The following is a 13861-nucleotide window of genomic DNA, read 5'->3' as shown; positions in this document are numbered from 1 at the left end:
GGCGCATCAGACTGTGTCCAGGCATAGCGACGATCTGGGCACCCGAAGGCGTAGCAGGCCGGCAGTCCGAAGCAGAATGACAGGAGGGAAATTGGGACCGCTCCCCTCCTTTGCAAGGCGAAACAAGACGGGCAAATCTGGGTTGCAGACTTCGGCCCTAGGCCCTGGCCGCCGCTCGCAGTTCCGCCGCCCTCAATTCTGTCGCCCTCAATTCCGCGGCCCGAGGCTCGGCCGTGCGCAACTCCGGCGCCTGGAGCGGGCGCGGGGCGTGGTCCAGCGGTTCCAGCAGGGGGATCTCCTCGGCGCTGTCCGGGGTGGCGTGCAGGTCGCGGAAGCGGCGGGCGGTGACCAGCACGCGGGACTCCAGGCTGCCGACCGCCCCGTTGTAGCTGCCCACGGCCTTTTCGAGCTGCCCGCCCAGCCGCTCCATATGGCCGCCCAGGTCGTGCAGGCGCTTGTAAAGCTCGGCGCCGAGCGCGCTGATCTCGCGGGCGCTGTCGGTCAGCCGCTCCTGGCGCCAGCCGTAGGCGACGGCGCGCAGCAGCGCGATCAGCGTCGTCGGGGTGGCCAGGATCACCCGGTGGTCGATGCCCGCCTCGATCAGCGCCGGGTCGTGCTCCAGCGCCGCGGAGAAGAAGTTCTCGCCGGGCAGGAACAGCACGACGAATTCCGGCGAGTCCGTGAACTGGTCCCAATAGGCCTTGGTGCCGAGCTGCTTCATATGCTCCCGCACGTGGCGGGCGTGGCGCGACAGCCCGTCGCGGCGGGCGCCGTCGTCGGCGGCCTGCACCCCGTCGAGATAGCCTTCCAGCGGCGTCTTGGCGTCCACCACGATGGTCTTGCCGCCGGGCAGCTTGACCACAAGGTCGGGGCGCAGCCGCCCGCCGGCGGCCTCCACGCTCATCTGCTCCGCGAAGTCGCAATGGTCGAGCATCCCGGCCATCTCGCAGACCCGGCGGAGCTGGATCTCGCCCCAGCGCCCGCGCGCCACCGGGCTGCGCAGGGCGCGGACGAGGTTGCCGGTCTCGGCGCGGAGCTGGGCCTGCGTCTCCACCAGCGACAGCACCTGCTGCTTCAGCCCCTCATAGGCGCCGGCGCGGCTGCGCTCCATCTCCTGGATCTGGCCGTCCATGCGCTCCAGAGACTGGCGGACCGGGGCGACGATGTCGGCGATGGCGGTCTGCCGCTTCTCCAGGTCGCCGCGCGCCTGCTCCTGGAAGGTCGTCAGCGTCTCCTTGGCGAGGTCGAGGAAGCTCTGGTTGTTGGAGCGCAGGGCCTCCGCCGACAGGGCCTTGAAGCTGTCGGACAGGGTGGCCTGCGCGCGCTCCAGAAGGGCCAGCTTCTCCGCCGACGACGCGCGCTCGCGGGCCAGCGTGGTGGACAGCTCCGCCTGCCGTTCGCGGGCGGCGGACAGCTCGCCGGTCAGCCGGGCGATCTGGTGGTCGCGGGCCTCCACCTCCTCGCGCAGGTCGCCCTCGATTCGCTCGGCGACGTCGAGCCGGGTGACCAGTTCGGCGTGGATGGCGGCGGCCTCCGCCTCGGCGCGTGCGGCGTAGAGGCGCACGATCATGCCGGCGAGGATCCCCCCGAGAAGGGCACCGGCAAGGCCGCCGAGAAGCACCGACTGTGCGTCGAACGCGAACTGCATGAAATTCCCCAAAGAACGCTGCAAATGCCGAGACCACAGGCGAGACCACAGGCGAGATTACAGGAACGAATCAGGAAAGAGAACGGGCAATGAACAAAGAAGAACCCACTGGTGGTTCCGTTCCGCTCGCGATTCGGGTCGGCGATGCGGGCTTGCCCGCCGTCCCCGTCTGCGCCATATCCGACGGATGCCCGACGATCCGTCCGCCCCCACAGGTCTCCCTGCCGGCCCCCTCAAGGGCCCCCGCGTCCGCACCATCCCGCCCGGCGAGGACCGCGAGCGGTTGACCTGTCCGGACTGCGGCTACATCGCCTACCAGAACCCGCTGATCGTCGTCGGGTCGGTGGCGACGTGGGAGGACCGCATCCTGCTGTGCCGCCGCGCCATCGAACCGCGCAAGGGTTACTGGACGCTGCCCGCCGGCTTCATGGAGGAGCGGGAGAGCACCATGGAGGGAGCCGCCCGTGAGGCGTGGGAGGAGGCGCGGGCCAGGATCGCCATCGACTCGCTGCTCGCCGTCTACGACATCCCGCGCATCAGCCAAGTGCAGATGATCTTCCGCGCCCGCCTGCTGTCGCCGGACGTGTCCGCCGGGCCGGAAAGCCAGGAGGTCGGGCTGTTCCGCTGGGAGGAGATCCCCTGGGACGATCTGGCCTTCCCGACCGTCCAGTGGGCCTTGCGTGAGCACCGGTCGCGGCTGGGCCGCCAGGACTTCGCCCCGGCGGTGAACCCCACGCCGGACGTGCTGGCGCAGTGGGAGCGGATGCTCTAGCTCCTGATCACTAGCTCCTGATCACTCCACCACCGGTGCGGCGGGAAATTTCGCCACCAGCTCCGCCGTGCCCTGCTCGCGCCTCACGGTCAGCGGCAACCATGTGCCGGGGGCCTGGCGCTGCACCACCGCCGTCAGGTCGGAGGCCTCGCGCACCGGCGACCCCGCCGCCGCGACGACGAGGTCGCCCGCCGTCAGGCCGGCGGCGGCGGCGACGCTGCCCTCGGTGACGGAGCGCACGCGCACACCCTCCGGTCCCGGTTCCAGCATCACGCCCAGCCGGGGGCGCGGCGTCTCGGCCGGCGCCTCGCTTTCGCCCAGCCCGTAGACCGCGTCGGCGATCCGCCCGTCCAACTCGGCGCAGGGGCGGTCCTCGTCCCAGGGCAGCAGGACGACGCTGTTCCGGATGCCCAGGTCGGCCAGCTGGTGGGGGACGCCGTCGCGGCCTTCGATGTGCCCCTGGCCCAGGATGGCAACGACGGTGCGGCCGGTCTGGCGGTGGGTCTCGGCGATCCGCTCGGCCATGGCGCGGTCCCAGACGGATTGCGCCTCGACGAAGCGCTCGAAACTGCCGGAGCGGCGCTCGGTCGGGCCGTGGGCGGCCATCACTTGGCGCAGCCGCTCGGTGTAGGAGGCGGGGGGAGGGGCCGGGTCGCCCACGCCCTCCCGCTCGCCGGCGGGAACGGCGGCCCAGCCCTCGCGCCCGGTGCGGCTGACCAGCCCGCGGTCGACGTTCAGCGCGACCACCGGCAGCCGGTTCATCCGGGCGAAATGCAGGATCGGCAGGTAGAAGCGCGCGTCGTAGCCCCAGACCTTCGGCCAGTTGGTCTCGCGCAGCAGCTCCGCCTCGGTCAGTTGCCCGGCGCTCCAGCGGTCGAGGATCGGCTGGACGCTGCGCGGGAACATCTCCATGCCGACCGCCAGATCGGGGTTCAGCGCGTGCAGCGCCGCCAGACTGTGAAGCTGCCAGCGGTGGTGGTCGGCGTTGTCGTGCCGCTCCCCCAGCAGCACGGCGGGCGACGCCGCGGCGCGGCGCAGCAAATCGGCGGCGTTCAGCGGGCGGGCGGCGGCGTCGGACCAGCCGCCGGGCGGCACGCAGGCATTCTTGGCCTGGGCGGCCTGCGCCGCAGCCTTGTCGCCCAGACCGGCCAGCAGGCCGCCGGAGAGCAGAAGGACAGCCATCAAACGGGGGAGCACGTCGGCGGTCCTCCTGGACACTGTGAAACGGTTGGACGCAGGCTGAAGGTTGGGCGGTGGAGGGCGCCCGTCAACGGTGGAGGGTCTGACCGGCAACGGCCGCGCTGGCGCGGTGTGGCGAAGCGGGGTATTCTCGGACATCATGCCGCACCGTAAAACCGTCATTCTGACCGGCGCGAGCCGGGGCATCGGCCACGCCACCGTGCAGCGCTTCAGCGCCGAGGGCTGGCGGGTCATTTCCTGTTCCCGCGAGGAGGTGCCGGACCATTGCCGGCGCGATCCGAACTGGACCCACCACATTCCGACGGACCTGTCCGATCCGGACAGCCGCGCCCGCTTCCTGGAGGAGGCCAACCGGGCGCTGGACGGGGCGCCGCTGCACGCGTTGATCAACAACGCCGGCATCTCGCCCAAGACGCCGATCAAGGAGCGTCTCGGCTGCCTGAACGGGGCCATCGAAGGCTGGCACCGGGTGTTCGAGCTGAACTTCTTCGCCCCGCTGGTGCTGGCCCGCGGTTTCGCGGCGCCGCTGTCCCGGGCGAAGGGGGCGATCGTCAACGTGACCTCGATCGCCGGCCATTCGGTGCACCCCTTCGCGGGGTCGGCCTATTCGACCTCCAAGGCGGCGCTGTCCGGCCTGACCCGCGAGATGGCCGTGGAGTTCGCCGAGATCGGCGTGCGCGTCAACGCCGTGGCGCCGGGCGAGATCGAAACCGCCATGACCGGCCCCGAATACGACGTGCTGATCCCGCGCATCCCGTTGAAGCGCATGGGCACGCCGGAGGACGTGGCGGCGGTGATCTTCTACTTGTGCGGTCCCGACTCGGGCTACGTCACCGGGACGGAAATGTTCATCACCGGCGGGCAGCACCTGTATTGATGTGGGTGGTTGCCCGTTGGAGGTGAGGGGACAAGGGCACAAGACTCACACGGATTTCGCGGATCTTCTCACGGATGACACGGATTTTTTGATGCTTTCTCAGCAAGGGCTTTTCGAGACGCTTCTGCTGAGCAAGATCAAAGAAAAATCCGTGTCATCCGTGCTCTAAATCCGTGAAATCATTTTTGCCCGCAAGACTCCTGAACCTCAGCCGAGATTGTGCTTCGCCACCACCGCCGCGAAGTCGTCGCCGAAATGCTCGCCGACGCGGATGACCGAGACGCCGTGCGGGATTTCCTTCAGGGCCGGGTTGTCCAGGCTCATCGAGGTCAGCAGCGCCATCGGCACGTTGTGGGTGACGCTCATGGCGCGCAGGCCGCGGATCAGGTCCAGGCCGGACAGGCCGTCCATCACCATCGACGCGATCAGCATGTCCGGCGGGACGCGCACGGCGAGGCTGATCGACTCGATGGGATCGCTGACCGTCACCGTGCGGAAGCCGCAGGCCGCCAGTTCCCCGCCAACCTTCTTGGCGACGACCTTGGACGGGGTGACCAGCATGATCTCGACGTTGCTGATCTGGATGTCGGTGATCTCGAACTGGTAGCGCACCGGCAGCGCGCGGATGATCCGGTTCGTTTCCGCAACCTGAGGCTGCTCGGCACGGTCCACCAGCTCGGCGATCCGGTCCACGAAGACCTGCGCGTCGTTCAGTTCCCGCGCCTCCAACCGCTTCAGGCCGGACAGGTAATCCTCCAGGCGGTGCGCGACGAGGCTGACGGTGGGGTAGCCGAAGCTGGTGCCCATGCCCTTGAAATTGTGGGCTTCCAGCCGGAGAACGCCGATGACCGCGGTTTCCTCCCGCGTGCCCTTGGCCACGCCTTCCAGGGCGGCGTTCATCACCTCCAGCCGGTCGCGGGCGTCGTCCATGAATTCGACGCGCAGGCGGTCTTCAAGATCGTCGGGCGACAGGTTGGAGGCCATGGCAGGGGTCCTGACTATGCTTTCGGGTTAGGCAGTATGAACCCGAAAACTACACCAGAACCCTAACGCGAAACAAATGTCCGCATGGAAGACGGCGAAAACGCCGCGCCGATCACAACCGCGACAGGAGATTGTTGAACCACGCCAGCCGCTCCTCGGCCTGGGCGATGTCGTGCTCCAGCCAATCAGCGAAATGGCCGTCGGTCCCCGCACTCGCCCGCTTCAGATCGCCCAGCCGGGCCAGCTCCGTCTCGCACAGGGAGGCGAGGTGGTCGATCTGGTCGCGCTGCGACTCGACGTCCAGCAGGTGCAGGAAGCGCAGCTTCAGCGCGATGACCAGCTTGTTCAGCCCGTCCGCCGAAGGGGCGCGGACGTTGGCGCGCATCAGCGTGTCGAACTCCGCCCGTCCGGCCACGGTCGCGCCGAGCAGGGCGTTGTCCTCCATGCCGGTGCCATCCAGCGCCTCGATCAGCCCCTCGTAGCGCAGCATCTCCAACGACGTGCCCATGAGGTCGAGCGACGGGCCGACGATGCGGTCGAGGAAATGGCGGAGCGCGCCGGCCAGTTCGGCGTAACGCTGCGGCCCGTTCTGGATCAGCGTGCCCAGGACGGCGAGGCGCACGGCCTCCTTCGGCATCAGCGAGTTGTCACGGTACATGGCGAACTCCTGGGCGGTGGCTGTCGACGGTTGCGGACCGAACGTTGCGAAACGTTCTCATCAACGCCTAAAGGTAAGGCGCTCCGGCCCACAAGTCCAGAGCGCCGATGCCATCATCGCACGGAGATCACCGAATCCCCTCCCCCGTGCGGCAGGACCGTGGAGGAGGGGGGAGGGGTTACGCCGCCAAGCGCAGGTCCAGGCGGCTCCACACGTCGAGCAGGGCGTCGACGAGGCGCGCCATCTCGGCGTCGCTGTGCAGCGGGGTGGGGGTGAAGCGCAGGCGCTCGCCGCCGCGCGGCACGGTCGGGTAGTTGATCGGCTGGACGTAGATGTCGTGCCGTTCCATCAGCTCGTCCGAGGCGCGCTTGCAGCGGTGGGCGTCGCCGACCATCACCGGGACGATGTGGCTGGCCGACGGCATCACCGGCAGGCCGGCCTCGGCCATCAGCCGCTTGAGCGTCGCCGCGCGCTCCTGGTGCCGGTCGCGCTCCGTCTGGCTCTGCTTCAGATAGCGGATGCTGGCCAGCGCCCCGGCGGCGAGCACCGGCGACAGGGAGGTGGAGAAGATGAAGCCGGCGGCGAAGCTGCGGATGCAGTCGACCAGCGCGGTGGAACCGGTGATGTAGCCGCCCTGGACGCCGAACGCCTTGCCGAGCGTGCCCTCGATGATGGTCAGCCGGTCCATGGCGCCGTCGCGCTCCGCCACGCCGCCGCCGCGCGGGCCGTACATGCCGACCGCGTGCACCTCGTCCAGATAGGTCATGGCGCCGTGCTTGTCGGCGACGTCGCACAGGTCATGGATCGGAGCGACGTCGCCGTCCATGGAATAGACGCTCTCGAAGGCCACGACCTTCGGGCGGTCCGGGGCGATCTGCGACAGCAGCTCGTCCAGATGCTTGGGATCGTTGTGGCGGAAGATGTGCTTCTCGGCGCCGCTGTTGCGGATGCCGGTGATCATCGAATTGTGGTTCAGCGCGTCCGACAGGATCACGCAGTTCGGCAGCAGCTTGCCCAGCGTCCCCAGCGTCGCGTCGTTGGACACGTAGCCGGAGGTGAAGAGCAGCGCCGCCTCCTTCTGGTGAAGGTCGGCCAGCTCGCGCTCCAGCAGCACATGGTAGATGTTGGTGCCGGAGATGTTGCGCGTTCCGCCGGCGCCGGCGCCCACGCCGTCGATGGCGTCGTGCATCGCCTTCAGGACGACCGGATTCTGGCCCATGCCCAGATAGTCGTTGGAGCACCACACGGTGACCTCCCGCTCCGTCCCGGAGGCGTCGCGGAAGGTGGCTTTCGGAAAGTTCCCCGCGTGCCGTTCGAGGTTGGCGAAGACCCGGTAGCGGCCATCCTGTTTCAGGCTGGCGATCTGGGTGCGGAAAAAGCTCTCGTAATCCATCGCGCGTTCCGTTCGCATTCATCCGAAGGGGCGGGTGCCGTCCGAGGGATCAAGCCGCCGGGCCTAGCACGTTAGGAAGATGGCATGATCGTTGCCGTGTTGCTACCCGGCATTGACCGAGGTCAAAAGGTCTGCCACGCGAGACGGCAATTCTCACCGATCCGCCGCCGCGGGACCATTCGACCTATGGATGATCGATTGGTCGAAGCGTTTCGTGTCCGGCGCCCATCGCGCCGCTGCCGCCATTGGGAAACACCCTTTCGTCCTCCCATCTCATTGATGATTCCAAGTGATTGCGGATGGTTCCAAGGTATAACGGAGCGCAAAGTTCGCCGAATATGCTGTCCAATTGCGCCGAATACCTTTGTTGAGTTCTTTTACGAACAAGGTGATATGGACGCTAACAAGGCAAGATGAGAGCATTCACTCGAGACATTGATGAGGAGCGTTGCGCCATGAATGCCGTTCTGCCCTTCGACAGCGCGCGAGGCCGGCGAGTGTCTGGTTCGGAGCCGGGCCGTGGCGCCATCGACGGCGGGAGCAAGGTCATCCCCCTCCGCCCGGCTTCCTCGACCGCGGTTTCGCCGGAACCATCCTTGCCGCGGCGCCCCGCCGTGCCGTCTTCGTCCCGCGTCGACGGGGCGCGCCGCGCCGAAGAGGCCCCGGCGGCGGAACCGGCGGCGCGGCCGGAGCGTCTGGCGCGGCTGATCTACATGGCGAGCGTGGGTGGTTACATGGCCGTGCGCGAGGACACGCTCGTGCAGTTGGGCGGGCGGATGGTCTGGCCGACCGCCGATGCCCTGATCCGTGACGCGGCGGCGGCGGGCGTCCCGGTCTCGTCGCACGTCATCAACACCGCCCGTTCCTGATGCCTGCCATCGCCTGAATAAGGAAAAGGGCCGCCCGCGCCGGATGGCGGGGCGGCCCCTCGTCGTCGCGAAACCAGCCGTCAGCCGCGCAGGACGGGGATCGCGGCGTCCAGCGCCGTGGTCAGGCGGTCGAACATCAGGTTGATGTCCTCCTCGCCGATGACCAGCGGCGGGCAGACCGCCACGCTGTCGCCCATGGCGCGGATGATCAGGCCGTTCTCCTGGCTCAGCCCGTTCACCACGGCGCCGGCCCGGCCCACCGGATCGAACGGGGTCTTGGTTTCCTTGTCGGCGACCAGTTCGAGGGCGCCGATCAGCCCGATGCCGCGCGCCTCGCCGACCAGCGGATGGTCGGCCAGGGCCTTCAGGCGACGCTGGAACAGCGGGGCCACCGCGCGGACATGGCCGACCATGTCCCGCTCCTCGTAGATCTTCAGCGTCTCGACGGCGACCGCCGCCGCCACCGGATGGGCGGAGTAGGTGTAGCCGTGGCCGAAGGTGCCGATCGTCTTGCTCTCCTCGACGCAGGCCCGGTAGACCGCGTCCGACACCATCACGGCGGAGATCGGCAGATAGCCGGAGGAGAGCTGCTTGGCGCAGGTCAGGATGTCCGGCTGCATGCCCATGGTCTGGCTGCCCCAGAAATTGCCGGTGCGCCCGAATCCGCAGATCACCTCGTCGGCGACCAGGAGGATGTCGTACTTCTTCAGGATCGGCTGGATCTTCGCGAAGTAGGTCGCGGGCGGGACGATGACGCCGCCGGCCCCCATCACCGGCTCGGCGAACATGGCGGCGATGGTCTCCGGCCCCTCGGCCAGGATCAACGCCTCCAGGCTTTCCGCCAGACGGGTCGCGAAAGCCTCCTCGCTTTCGCCCGGCTCGGCGAAGCGGTAGTGGTGCGGGCAGTCGGTGTGCTGGATGCGCGCGATCGGCAGGTCGAAGTCGCGGTGGTTGTTCACCAGGCCGGTCAGGCTGGCCGTCGCCACGGTGACGCCGTGATAGGCCTTCACGCGCGACAGGATCTTCTTCTTCTCCGGACGGCCCAGCGCGTTGTTGTAGTACCAGACCAGCTTGACGGCGGTGTCGTTCGCCTCCGACCCGGAGTTGGCGAAGAACACCTTGGACATCGGCACCGGGGCCAGCTTGATCAGCCGCTCGGCCAGGTCGATGCCCGGCTCGTGGCTCTTGTGGCCGAAGACGTGGTAGGTCGGCAGCTTGCGCATCTGGCGGGTGGCGGCCTCGACAAGGCGCTCCTCGCCCCAGCCCAGCGACACGCACCACAGGCTGGCCAGACCCTCGATGTATTCCTTGCCGCTGTCGTCGAAGACGCGCACGCCCTCGCCGCGTTCGATAATCAGCGGACCCTGGGTTTCGTGCGCGTGCAGGTTGGTGTAGGGGTGGAGGAAATACGCCTTGTCGCGGCTGGCGGCGGAATTTCCGGCGCCAAAATTATCAGTCGCCGCGGCGCCCTGTTCGGTCATGATCTCTATCCCTGTGTTCGCTGCCGGAGTCGGTCGTTGCCGATGCTTGGTTCGCCGCTGTTGAAAATGTTAAACGGCGCCCCCGATCATAGGCATGGTTGGCCCTCCTGACAAAGCCGGAGAATCGGGGGGTGGGGCGGGCATTCCCATCCTGCATGGCGCCCAGGCCCGTTGCGCAAGATCCGGGATTTCGGAAGAAAAAGGGAAAAGATGATCACCTTGTATGGAATGCCGAGCAGCGCGTCGATGGCGCCGCACATCCTCCTGCGCGAGATCGGGCTGCCCTTCGAACTGGTCCTGCTGGACCGCGCCACCGCCGCGCACAAGGCGCCGGACTATCTGCGCCTGAACCCCAACGGGCGGGCGCCGACGCTGGTCGACGGCGATCTGGTGCTGTACGAGGCGGCGGCGATCTGCCTGCACCTCGCCGACTCGCACCCGGCCGCCGGGCTGGTCCCCGCGCCCGGCACGGCGGAGCGCGCGCATTTCTACCAATGGCTGGTTTTCCTGACCAACACCGTCCAGGCCGACATGCTGGTCTATTTCTACCCGGAGCGCCATGCCGAGGGGACGGCGGCGCAGGCCTCGGTCAAGGCGATGGCGGAGGCGCGTCTGCTGGAGCGCTTCACGCTGCTGGACCGTCAACTGGGCGACAAGGCATGGTTCCTGGGCGACCGCTGCAGCGCCGTCGACCCTTACCTGTTCATGCTGGCCCGCTGGACCCGCTTCATGGGCACGCCGGCGCGCAGCCTGCCGAACCTCGGCCCCTACCTCGCCCGCGTGTTGGAGCGCCCCGCGGTCGAGGCGGCGTTCGCGGCCGAAGGGCTCGACGCCCCCTATTATTGAATGTGCGACGGGGGCTGCTCAGTTTTTCAAGGCTGAGTGGCATCAGCCGCTCAGCGCGGCACCTGCCAGGGCAGATGCTCGGCGCCGACCAGCCGGTCGGCGTCGGCGGCGGGCATCGGACGGGCGAAATGGTAGCCCTGCCCATAGTCGCAGGCGAGCGCGCGCAGCAGGTTGGCGTCAGCGCTCGTCTCGATGCCCTCGGCGATGACGTCGAAGCCGAGCAGCCGCGCCAGATCCATGATGATGCGGACGATGGCGCGGTTTTCCTCCGACTGGTGCATGGCCATGACGAAGGAGCGGTCCACCTTCAGGCTGTCGATGGGCAGCTTGTGCAGGTAGGACAGCGACGAATAGCCGGTGCCGAAATCGTCGATGGACATCTTGATGCCCAGCCCGCGCAGGGTCTGCAGCAGGCGGATCGACTGCTCGGCCTTTTCCATGACCGCGCTTTCGGTGATCTCCAGCTTGATCCAGGACGGTTCCGCCCCGGTTTCGCGCAGCACCTCGCGCACCAGCGCGACCATGTCGGGGTCGTTCAGCTGGCGGGTGGACAGGTTGATGCTCATGAACAGGTTGGCGGAGCCGGGCAGGCGCTGGTCCTGCCATTCGGCGATCTGCCGGCACGCCTCGCGCAGCACCCAGGCGCCCAGCGTGACGATCAGGCCGGTGCTCTCGGCGATCGGGATGAAGACGCCGGGCGGGATGTTGCCGCGCTCCGGATGGTTCCAGCGCACCAGCGCCTCGAACCCGGCCAGCCCGCCGGTGACCATCTCGACGATCGGCTGGTAGGCGACCCACAGCTCCTCGCCGCGCTCCAGCGCGCGGCGCAGGTCGTGCTCCAGCCGCACCTGCTCGACGACGCGGGCGTGCATGGCCGGGTCGAACCAGGCGTGGCGCCCGCCGCCCTGCTCGCGGGCGCGGCCGGTGGCGATCTCCGCGTCGCGCAGCACGTCCTCCGGCCGGGTGTGGGTCTCGCAGGAGGCGGCGACGCCGATGCTGGCCGACAGGAAGACCGAGGCGCCCGACGCCGTCTTGGCGGAGCGCACCAGCGACGCGATGGTGGACAGCCTCTCCTCCACCGCCAGCGGGTCCTGCGTGCCGCCGATCAGCAGCGCGAAGGCGTGGTCGCTGATGCGGGCGATCAGGTCCACCGAGCCGGCCCGCACGCTCAGCCGCGTGGCGACGTCGGTCAGGATCTCGTTGGCGAATCCCTGGCCCAGGCTGGTGCGGACGTCGACGAAGCGGTCGAAATCCACGATCACCACGGTGAAGGGTTCCCCCATCGCGTGGAAATCGGCCATGTGCTTGACCAGCAGGAGCCGGTTCGCCAGCCCGGTCACCGGGTCGTAATAGGCGAGCCGGAAGAGGTCGTCCTGGGTGCGCCGCCGCTCCGTCATGTTCTGCATGATGACGAAATAGCCGGCGATGGCGCCATCCGGGCCGCGGTGGGGCGCGTGCACCCGCGTCACGTAATCGTTGCCGCCGCCGGACCGCGGAAGCCAGCCCTCCACCTGCACCGTCTCGCCGTCCAGCGCCCGCTCAACGGCGGCGCTGTTGTTGCGCAGGGTATCCGGCCCAAGGATGTCGCCCACCGTGGTCCCGATGAGGGAGTCCAGTGTGCGGCCCATATAGTCCAGATACGCCTGGTTGGCGTAGAGGTGCCGCCGCTGCGTGTCGAGCAGCCCGACCATCGCCGGCATGACGTCGAGAAGTTGCCGCAGGGTGTCGAGCGCCGGAGCCCCGGAAGCGGTGCCGGACAGGGCTGCGGCAAGCGAGGCGAGATGAGGGTCCGGCTTCATGGGCGGGAATGGTCGAGACACCGTTGGGAAAACCACGATCAACACTTACGCGAAAGAATGCCCGCCCGTCAAAACCAAAGCCGCCGAAGATGGCGGAAAGCATCGTCCGACTATAATCGCTGAACGACGGCACCAACCATCATACTCGGGTATTCATGCAAATCACGGTTGATGTTTTATCATGCGTTGATTGAATTTGTGGCATCGGCGTGGTTCTGGGCCGGCCGGTCGCGTGCCGATGCGCGCCGGACCACGGCAGGTTGCTGGTGCCGCCACAGGCCGTCGGCGGTCGAATCGTAGGCCGTCAACCGGACCGGACGGGCGCGCAGATGCGGCATGCCAGCGATCTCCATTCTGACCGTCGTCAGAACGGCCCGTGCCGGGCTATAATTTCGACCAATGCGCGAGAAGAGGTGGTGCGCCACGATCGCCCACCCGCGCGAGCGAGGGAGAATCGCCATGGCACTCAAGGATCTGCTGGTGGTTGTCGACGACACCGACGCCGCAGCGGCGCGAATCGATGCCGCCGCCCAACTGGCCGCGCGCACCGACGGCCACATCACCGGCCTCTACCCCGTCGTCCCGCTGACCCTGCCCGGTTATGTCGAGGCCGAACTGCCGGACGAGGTGCGGGCCATGCAGCGCGGCTACACCGAGAGCCAGACCGCCAGGGCGGAAGCCCTGTTCGCCGACGCGGTGCGCCGCAACGGCCTGACCGACCGTTCGGAATGGCGGGTGCTCTACGGGCATCCGACGGACAGCGCGGCGCTGCACGGCCGCTACGCCGACGTCGTGGTGGTCGGGCAGGCCGATCCGCACCGCGACCGCGACCGTCCGGTGGCGCTGCCGCAGGATCTGGTGTTCGAGTGCGGGCGTCCGCTGCTCGTCGTGCCCTACGCCGGCAACTTCCCGCACATCGGGGAGCGGGTGCTGGTCGCCTGGAACGGCAGCCGCGAGGCGGCCCGCGCGGTGGGCGACGCCATGCCCATCCTGACCGCCGCCAAGCGCGTGGTGGTGATGGCCGTCAATCCCAAGGCCGGCCCCGCCGGCATCGGCGACGAACCGGGTGCGGACATCGCCAAGCACCTGTCGCGCCACGGCTGCCGTGTGGAGGCCACCCACATCGTGACCGACCAGATCGACCCGGGCGACACGCTGCTGAACACGGTCGCCGATGAGTCCTGCGATCTGCTGGTCATGGGCGCCTATGGCCGCTCGCGGCTGCGCGAGCAGGTGCTGGGCGGCATGACCCGCTACATGCTGGAGCACATGACGGTTCCCGTCCTGATGAGCCATTGAGGCCATTCGGTCGTCCGGTGGTCCTGGAATAGTCC

Annotated in this window: 13 protein-coding genes; 5 read left to right on the top strand and 8 right to left on the bottom strand. The window is 68.3% G+C overall.

What is annotated here, in order from left to right; genetic code table 11:
- Positions 1–157: 157 nt before the first annotated feature.
- A complete protein-coding gene (rmuC, locus tag FHW79_RS00805; protein WP_183177244.1) occupies positions 158–1648 on the bottom strand; it encodes a DNA recombination protein RmuC in 1491 nt (496 codons plus the stop codon).
- Between the two features lie 187 nt (positions 1649–1835).
- Between rmuC and FHW79_RS00800 the strand changes: the two genes are divergently transcribed.
- On the top strand, positions 1836–2420 hold the full coding sequence (locus tag FHW79_RS00800) for an NUDIX hydrolase (RefSeq protein WP_183177243.1): 585 nt from the start codon (positions 1836–1838) through the stop codon (positions 2418–2420).
- Between the two features lie 21 nt (positions 2421–2441).
- On the opposite strand, the gene FHW79_RS00795 is transcribed toward FHW79_RS00800, so the two are convergent.
- Positions 2442–3617 (bottom strand): ChaN family lipoprotein, encoded by a 1176-nt coding sequence (locus FHW79_RS00795; RefSeq protein WP_183177242.1) that lies wholly within the window; start codon positions 3615–3617, stop codon positions 2442–2444.
- A 142-nt stretch (positions 3618–3759) separates the two neighbouring features.
- On the opposite strand from FHW79_RS00795, the gene FHW79_RS00790 reads away from it, so the two are divergent.
- Positions 3760–4497, top strand: a complete 738-nt coding sequence (locus FHW79_RS00790; RefSeq protein ID WP_014239345.1) for an SDR family oxidoreductase — start codon at positions 3760–3762, stop codon at positions 4495–4497.
- A gap of 207 nt (positions 4498–4704) precedes the next feature.
- Here FHW79_RS00790 and FHW79_RS00785 read toward each other — a convergent pair whose 3' ends face one another.
- The 3 genes from FHW79_RS00785 to hemA all read right to left on the bottom strand — a co-directional run bounded on the left by FHW79_RS00785 (position 4705) and on the right by hemA (position 7532).
- Positions 4705–5481 carry an Hpt domain-containing protein gene (locus FHW79_RS00785; protein ID WP_183177241.1) on the bottom strand — a complete coding sequence of 259 codons (777 nt, stop codon included), beginning with the start codon at positions 5479–5481 and terminating at the stop codon, positions 4705–4707.
- 112 nt (positions 5482–5593) lie between these two features.
- The gene (locus FHW79_RS00780; RefSeq protein ID WP_183177240.1) at positions 5594–6139 is read right to left on the bottom strand and encodes a hypothetical protein; all 546 of its coding nucleotides are present in this window, start codon (positions 6137–6139) and stop codon (positions 5594–5596) included.
- Positions 6140–6317: 178 nt separating this feature from the next.
- A complete protein-coding gene (gene hemA / locus FHW79_RS00775) occupies positions 6318–7532 on the bottom strand; it encodes a 5-aminolevulinate synthase (RefSeq protein ID WP_183177239.1) in 1215 nt (404 codons plus the stop codon).
- 455 nt (positions 7533–7987) lie between these two features.
- On the opposite strand from hemA, the gene FHW79_RS32335 reads away from it, so the two are divergent.
- Complete coding sequence (locus tag FHW79_RS32335; RefSeq protein WP_211108041.1) at positions 7988–8401, top strand: hypothetical protein; 414 nt, start codon at positions 7988–7990, stop codon at positions 8399–8401.
- Between the two features lie 80 nt (positions 8402–8481).
- Here FHW79_RS32335 and FHW79_RS00765 read toward each other — a convergent pair whose 3' ends face one another.
- Positions 8482–9882: an aspartate aminotransferase family protein gene (locus tag FHW79_RS00765; protein WP_183177237.1), complete on the bottom strand. Its 1401-nt coding sequence runs from the start codon at positions 9880–9882 to the stop codon at positions 8482–8484.
- Positions 9883–10092: 210 nt separating this feature from the next.
- Here FHW79_RS00765 and FHW79_RS00760 point away from each other — a divergent pair, with 210 nt between their 5' ends.
- On the top strand, positions 10093–10728 hold the full coding sequence (locus FHW79_RS00760) for a glutathione S-transferase N-terminal domain-containing protein (protein WP_183177236.1): 636 nt from the start codon (positions 10093–10095) through the stop codon (positions 10726–10728).
- A gap of 50 nt (positions 10729–10778) precedes the next feature.
- Here FHW79_RS00760 and FHW79_RS00755 read toward each other — a convergent pair whose 3' ends face one another.
- Together FHW79_RS00755 and FHW79_RS00750 are read right to left on the bottom strand one after the other, a co-directional pair.
- On the bottom strand, positions 10779–12527 hold the full coding sequence (locus FHW79_RS00755) for an EAL domain-containing protein (RefSeq protein ID WP_183177235.1): 1749 nt from the start codon (positions 12525–12527) through the stop codon (positions 10779–10781).
- A gap of 179 nt (positions 12528–12706) precedes the next feature.
- A complete protein-coding gene (locus FHW79_RS00750; RefSeq protein WP_183177234.1) occupies positions 12707–12865 on the bottom strand; it encodes a hypothetical protein in 159 nt (52 codons plus the stop codon).
- Positions 12866–12986: 121 nt separating this feature from the next.
- On the opposite strand from FHW79_RS00750, the gene FHW79_RS00745 reads away from it, so the two are divergent.
- Positions 12987–13826, top strand: coding sequence for a universal stress protein (locus FHW79_RS00745; protein ID WP_183177233.1), 840 nt, complete (start codon positions 12987–12989; stop codon positions 13824–13826).
- The last annotated feature ends 35 nt before the right edge of the window (positions 13827–13861 follow it).

Source organism: Azospirillum sp. OGB3 (assembly GCF_014192915.1).
In the GTDB taxonomy this organism is placed as follows: domain Bacteria; phylum Pseudomonadota; class Alphaproteobacteria; order Azospirillales; family Azospirillaceae; genus Azospirillum.
Note: the sequence above shows the minus strand (reverse complement) of the source record. Positions and strands in the feature narration are given on the sequence as shown.

Excerpts from the sequence above, each read along its gene's own strand:
- rmuC (WP_183177244.1), bottom strand. The coding sequence starts at position 1,648 with ATGCAGTTCGCGTTCGACGCACAGTCGGTGCTTCTCGGCGGCCTTGCC.
- FHW79_RS00800 (WP_183177243.1), top strand. The coding sequence starts at position 1,836 with ATGCCCGACGATCCGTCCGCCCCCACAGGTCTCCCTGCCGGCCCCCTC.
- FHW79_RS00790 (WP_014239345.1), top strand. The coding sequence starts at position 3,760 with ATGCCGCACCGTAAAACCGTCATTCTGACCGGCGCGAGCCGGGGCATC.
- FHW79_RS00785 (WP_183177241.1), bottom strand. The coding sequence starts at position 5,481 with ATGGCCTCCAACCTGTCGCCCGACGATCTTGAAGACCGCCTGCGCGTC.
- FHW79_RS00780 (WP_183177240.1), bottom strand. The coding sequence starts at position 6,139 with ATGTACCGTGACAACTCGCTGATGCCGAAGGAGGCCGTGCGCCTCGCC.
- hemA (WP_183177239.1), bottom strand. The coding sequence starts at position 7,532 with ATGGATTACGAGAGCTTTTTCCGCACCCAGATCGCCAGCCTGAAACAG.
- FHW79_RS32335 (WP_211108041.1), top strand. The coding sequence starts at position 7,988 with ATGAATGCCGTTCTGCCCTTCGACAGCGCGCGAGGCCGGCGAGTGTCT.
- FHW79_RS00765 (WP_183177237.1), bottom strand. The coding sequence starts at position 9,882 with ATGACCGAACAGGGCGCCGCGGCGACTGATAATTTTGGCGCCGGAAAT.
- FHW79_RS00760 (WP_183177236.1), top strand. The coding sequence starts at position 10,093 with ATGATCACCTTGTATGGAATGCCGAGCAGCGCGTCGATGGCGCCGCAC.
- FHW79_RS00755 (WP_183177235.1), bottom strand. The coding sequence starts at position 12,527 with ATGAAGCCGGACCCTCATCTCGCCTCGCTTGCCGCAGCCCTGTCCGGC.
- FHW79_RS00750 (WP_183177234.1), bottom strand. The coding sequence starts at position 12,865 with ATGCCGCATCTGCGCGCCCGTCCGGTCCGGTTGACGGCCTACGATTCG.
- FHW79_RS00745 (WP_183177233.1), top strand. The coding sequence starts at position 12,987 with ATGGCACTCAAGGATCTGCTGGTGGTTGTCGACGACACCGACGCCGCA.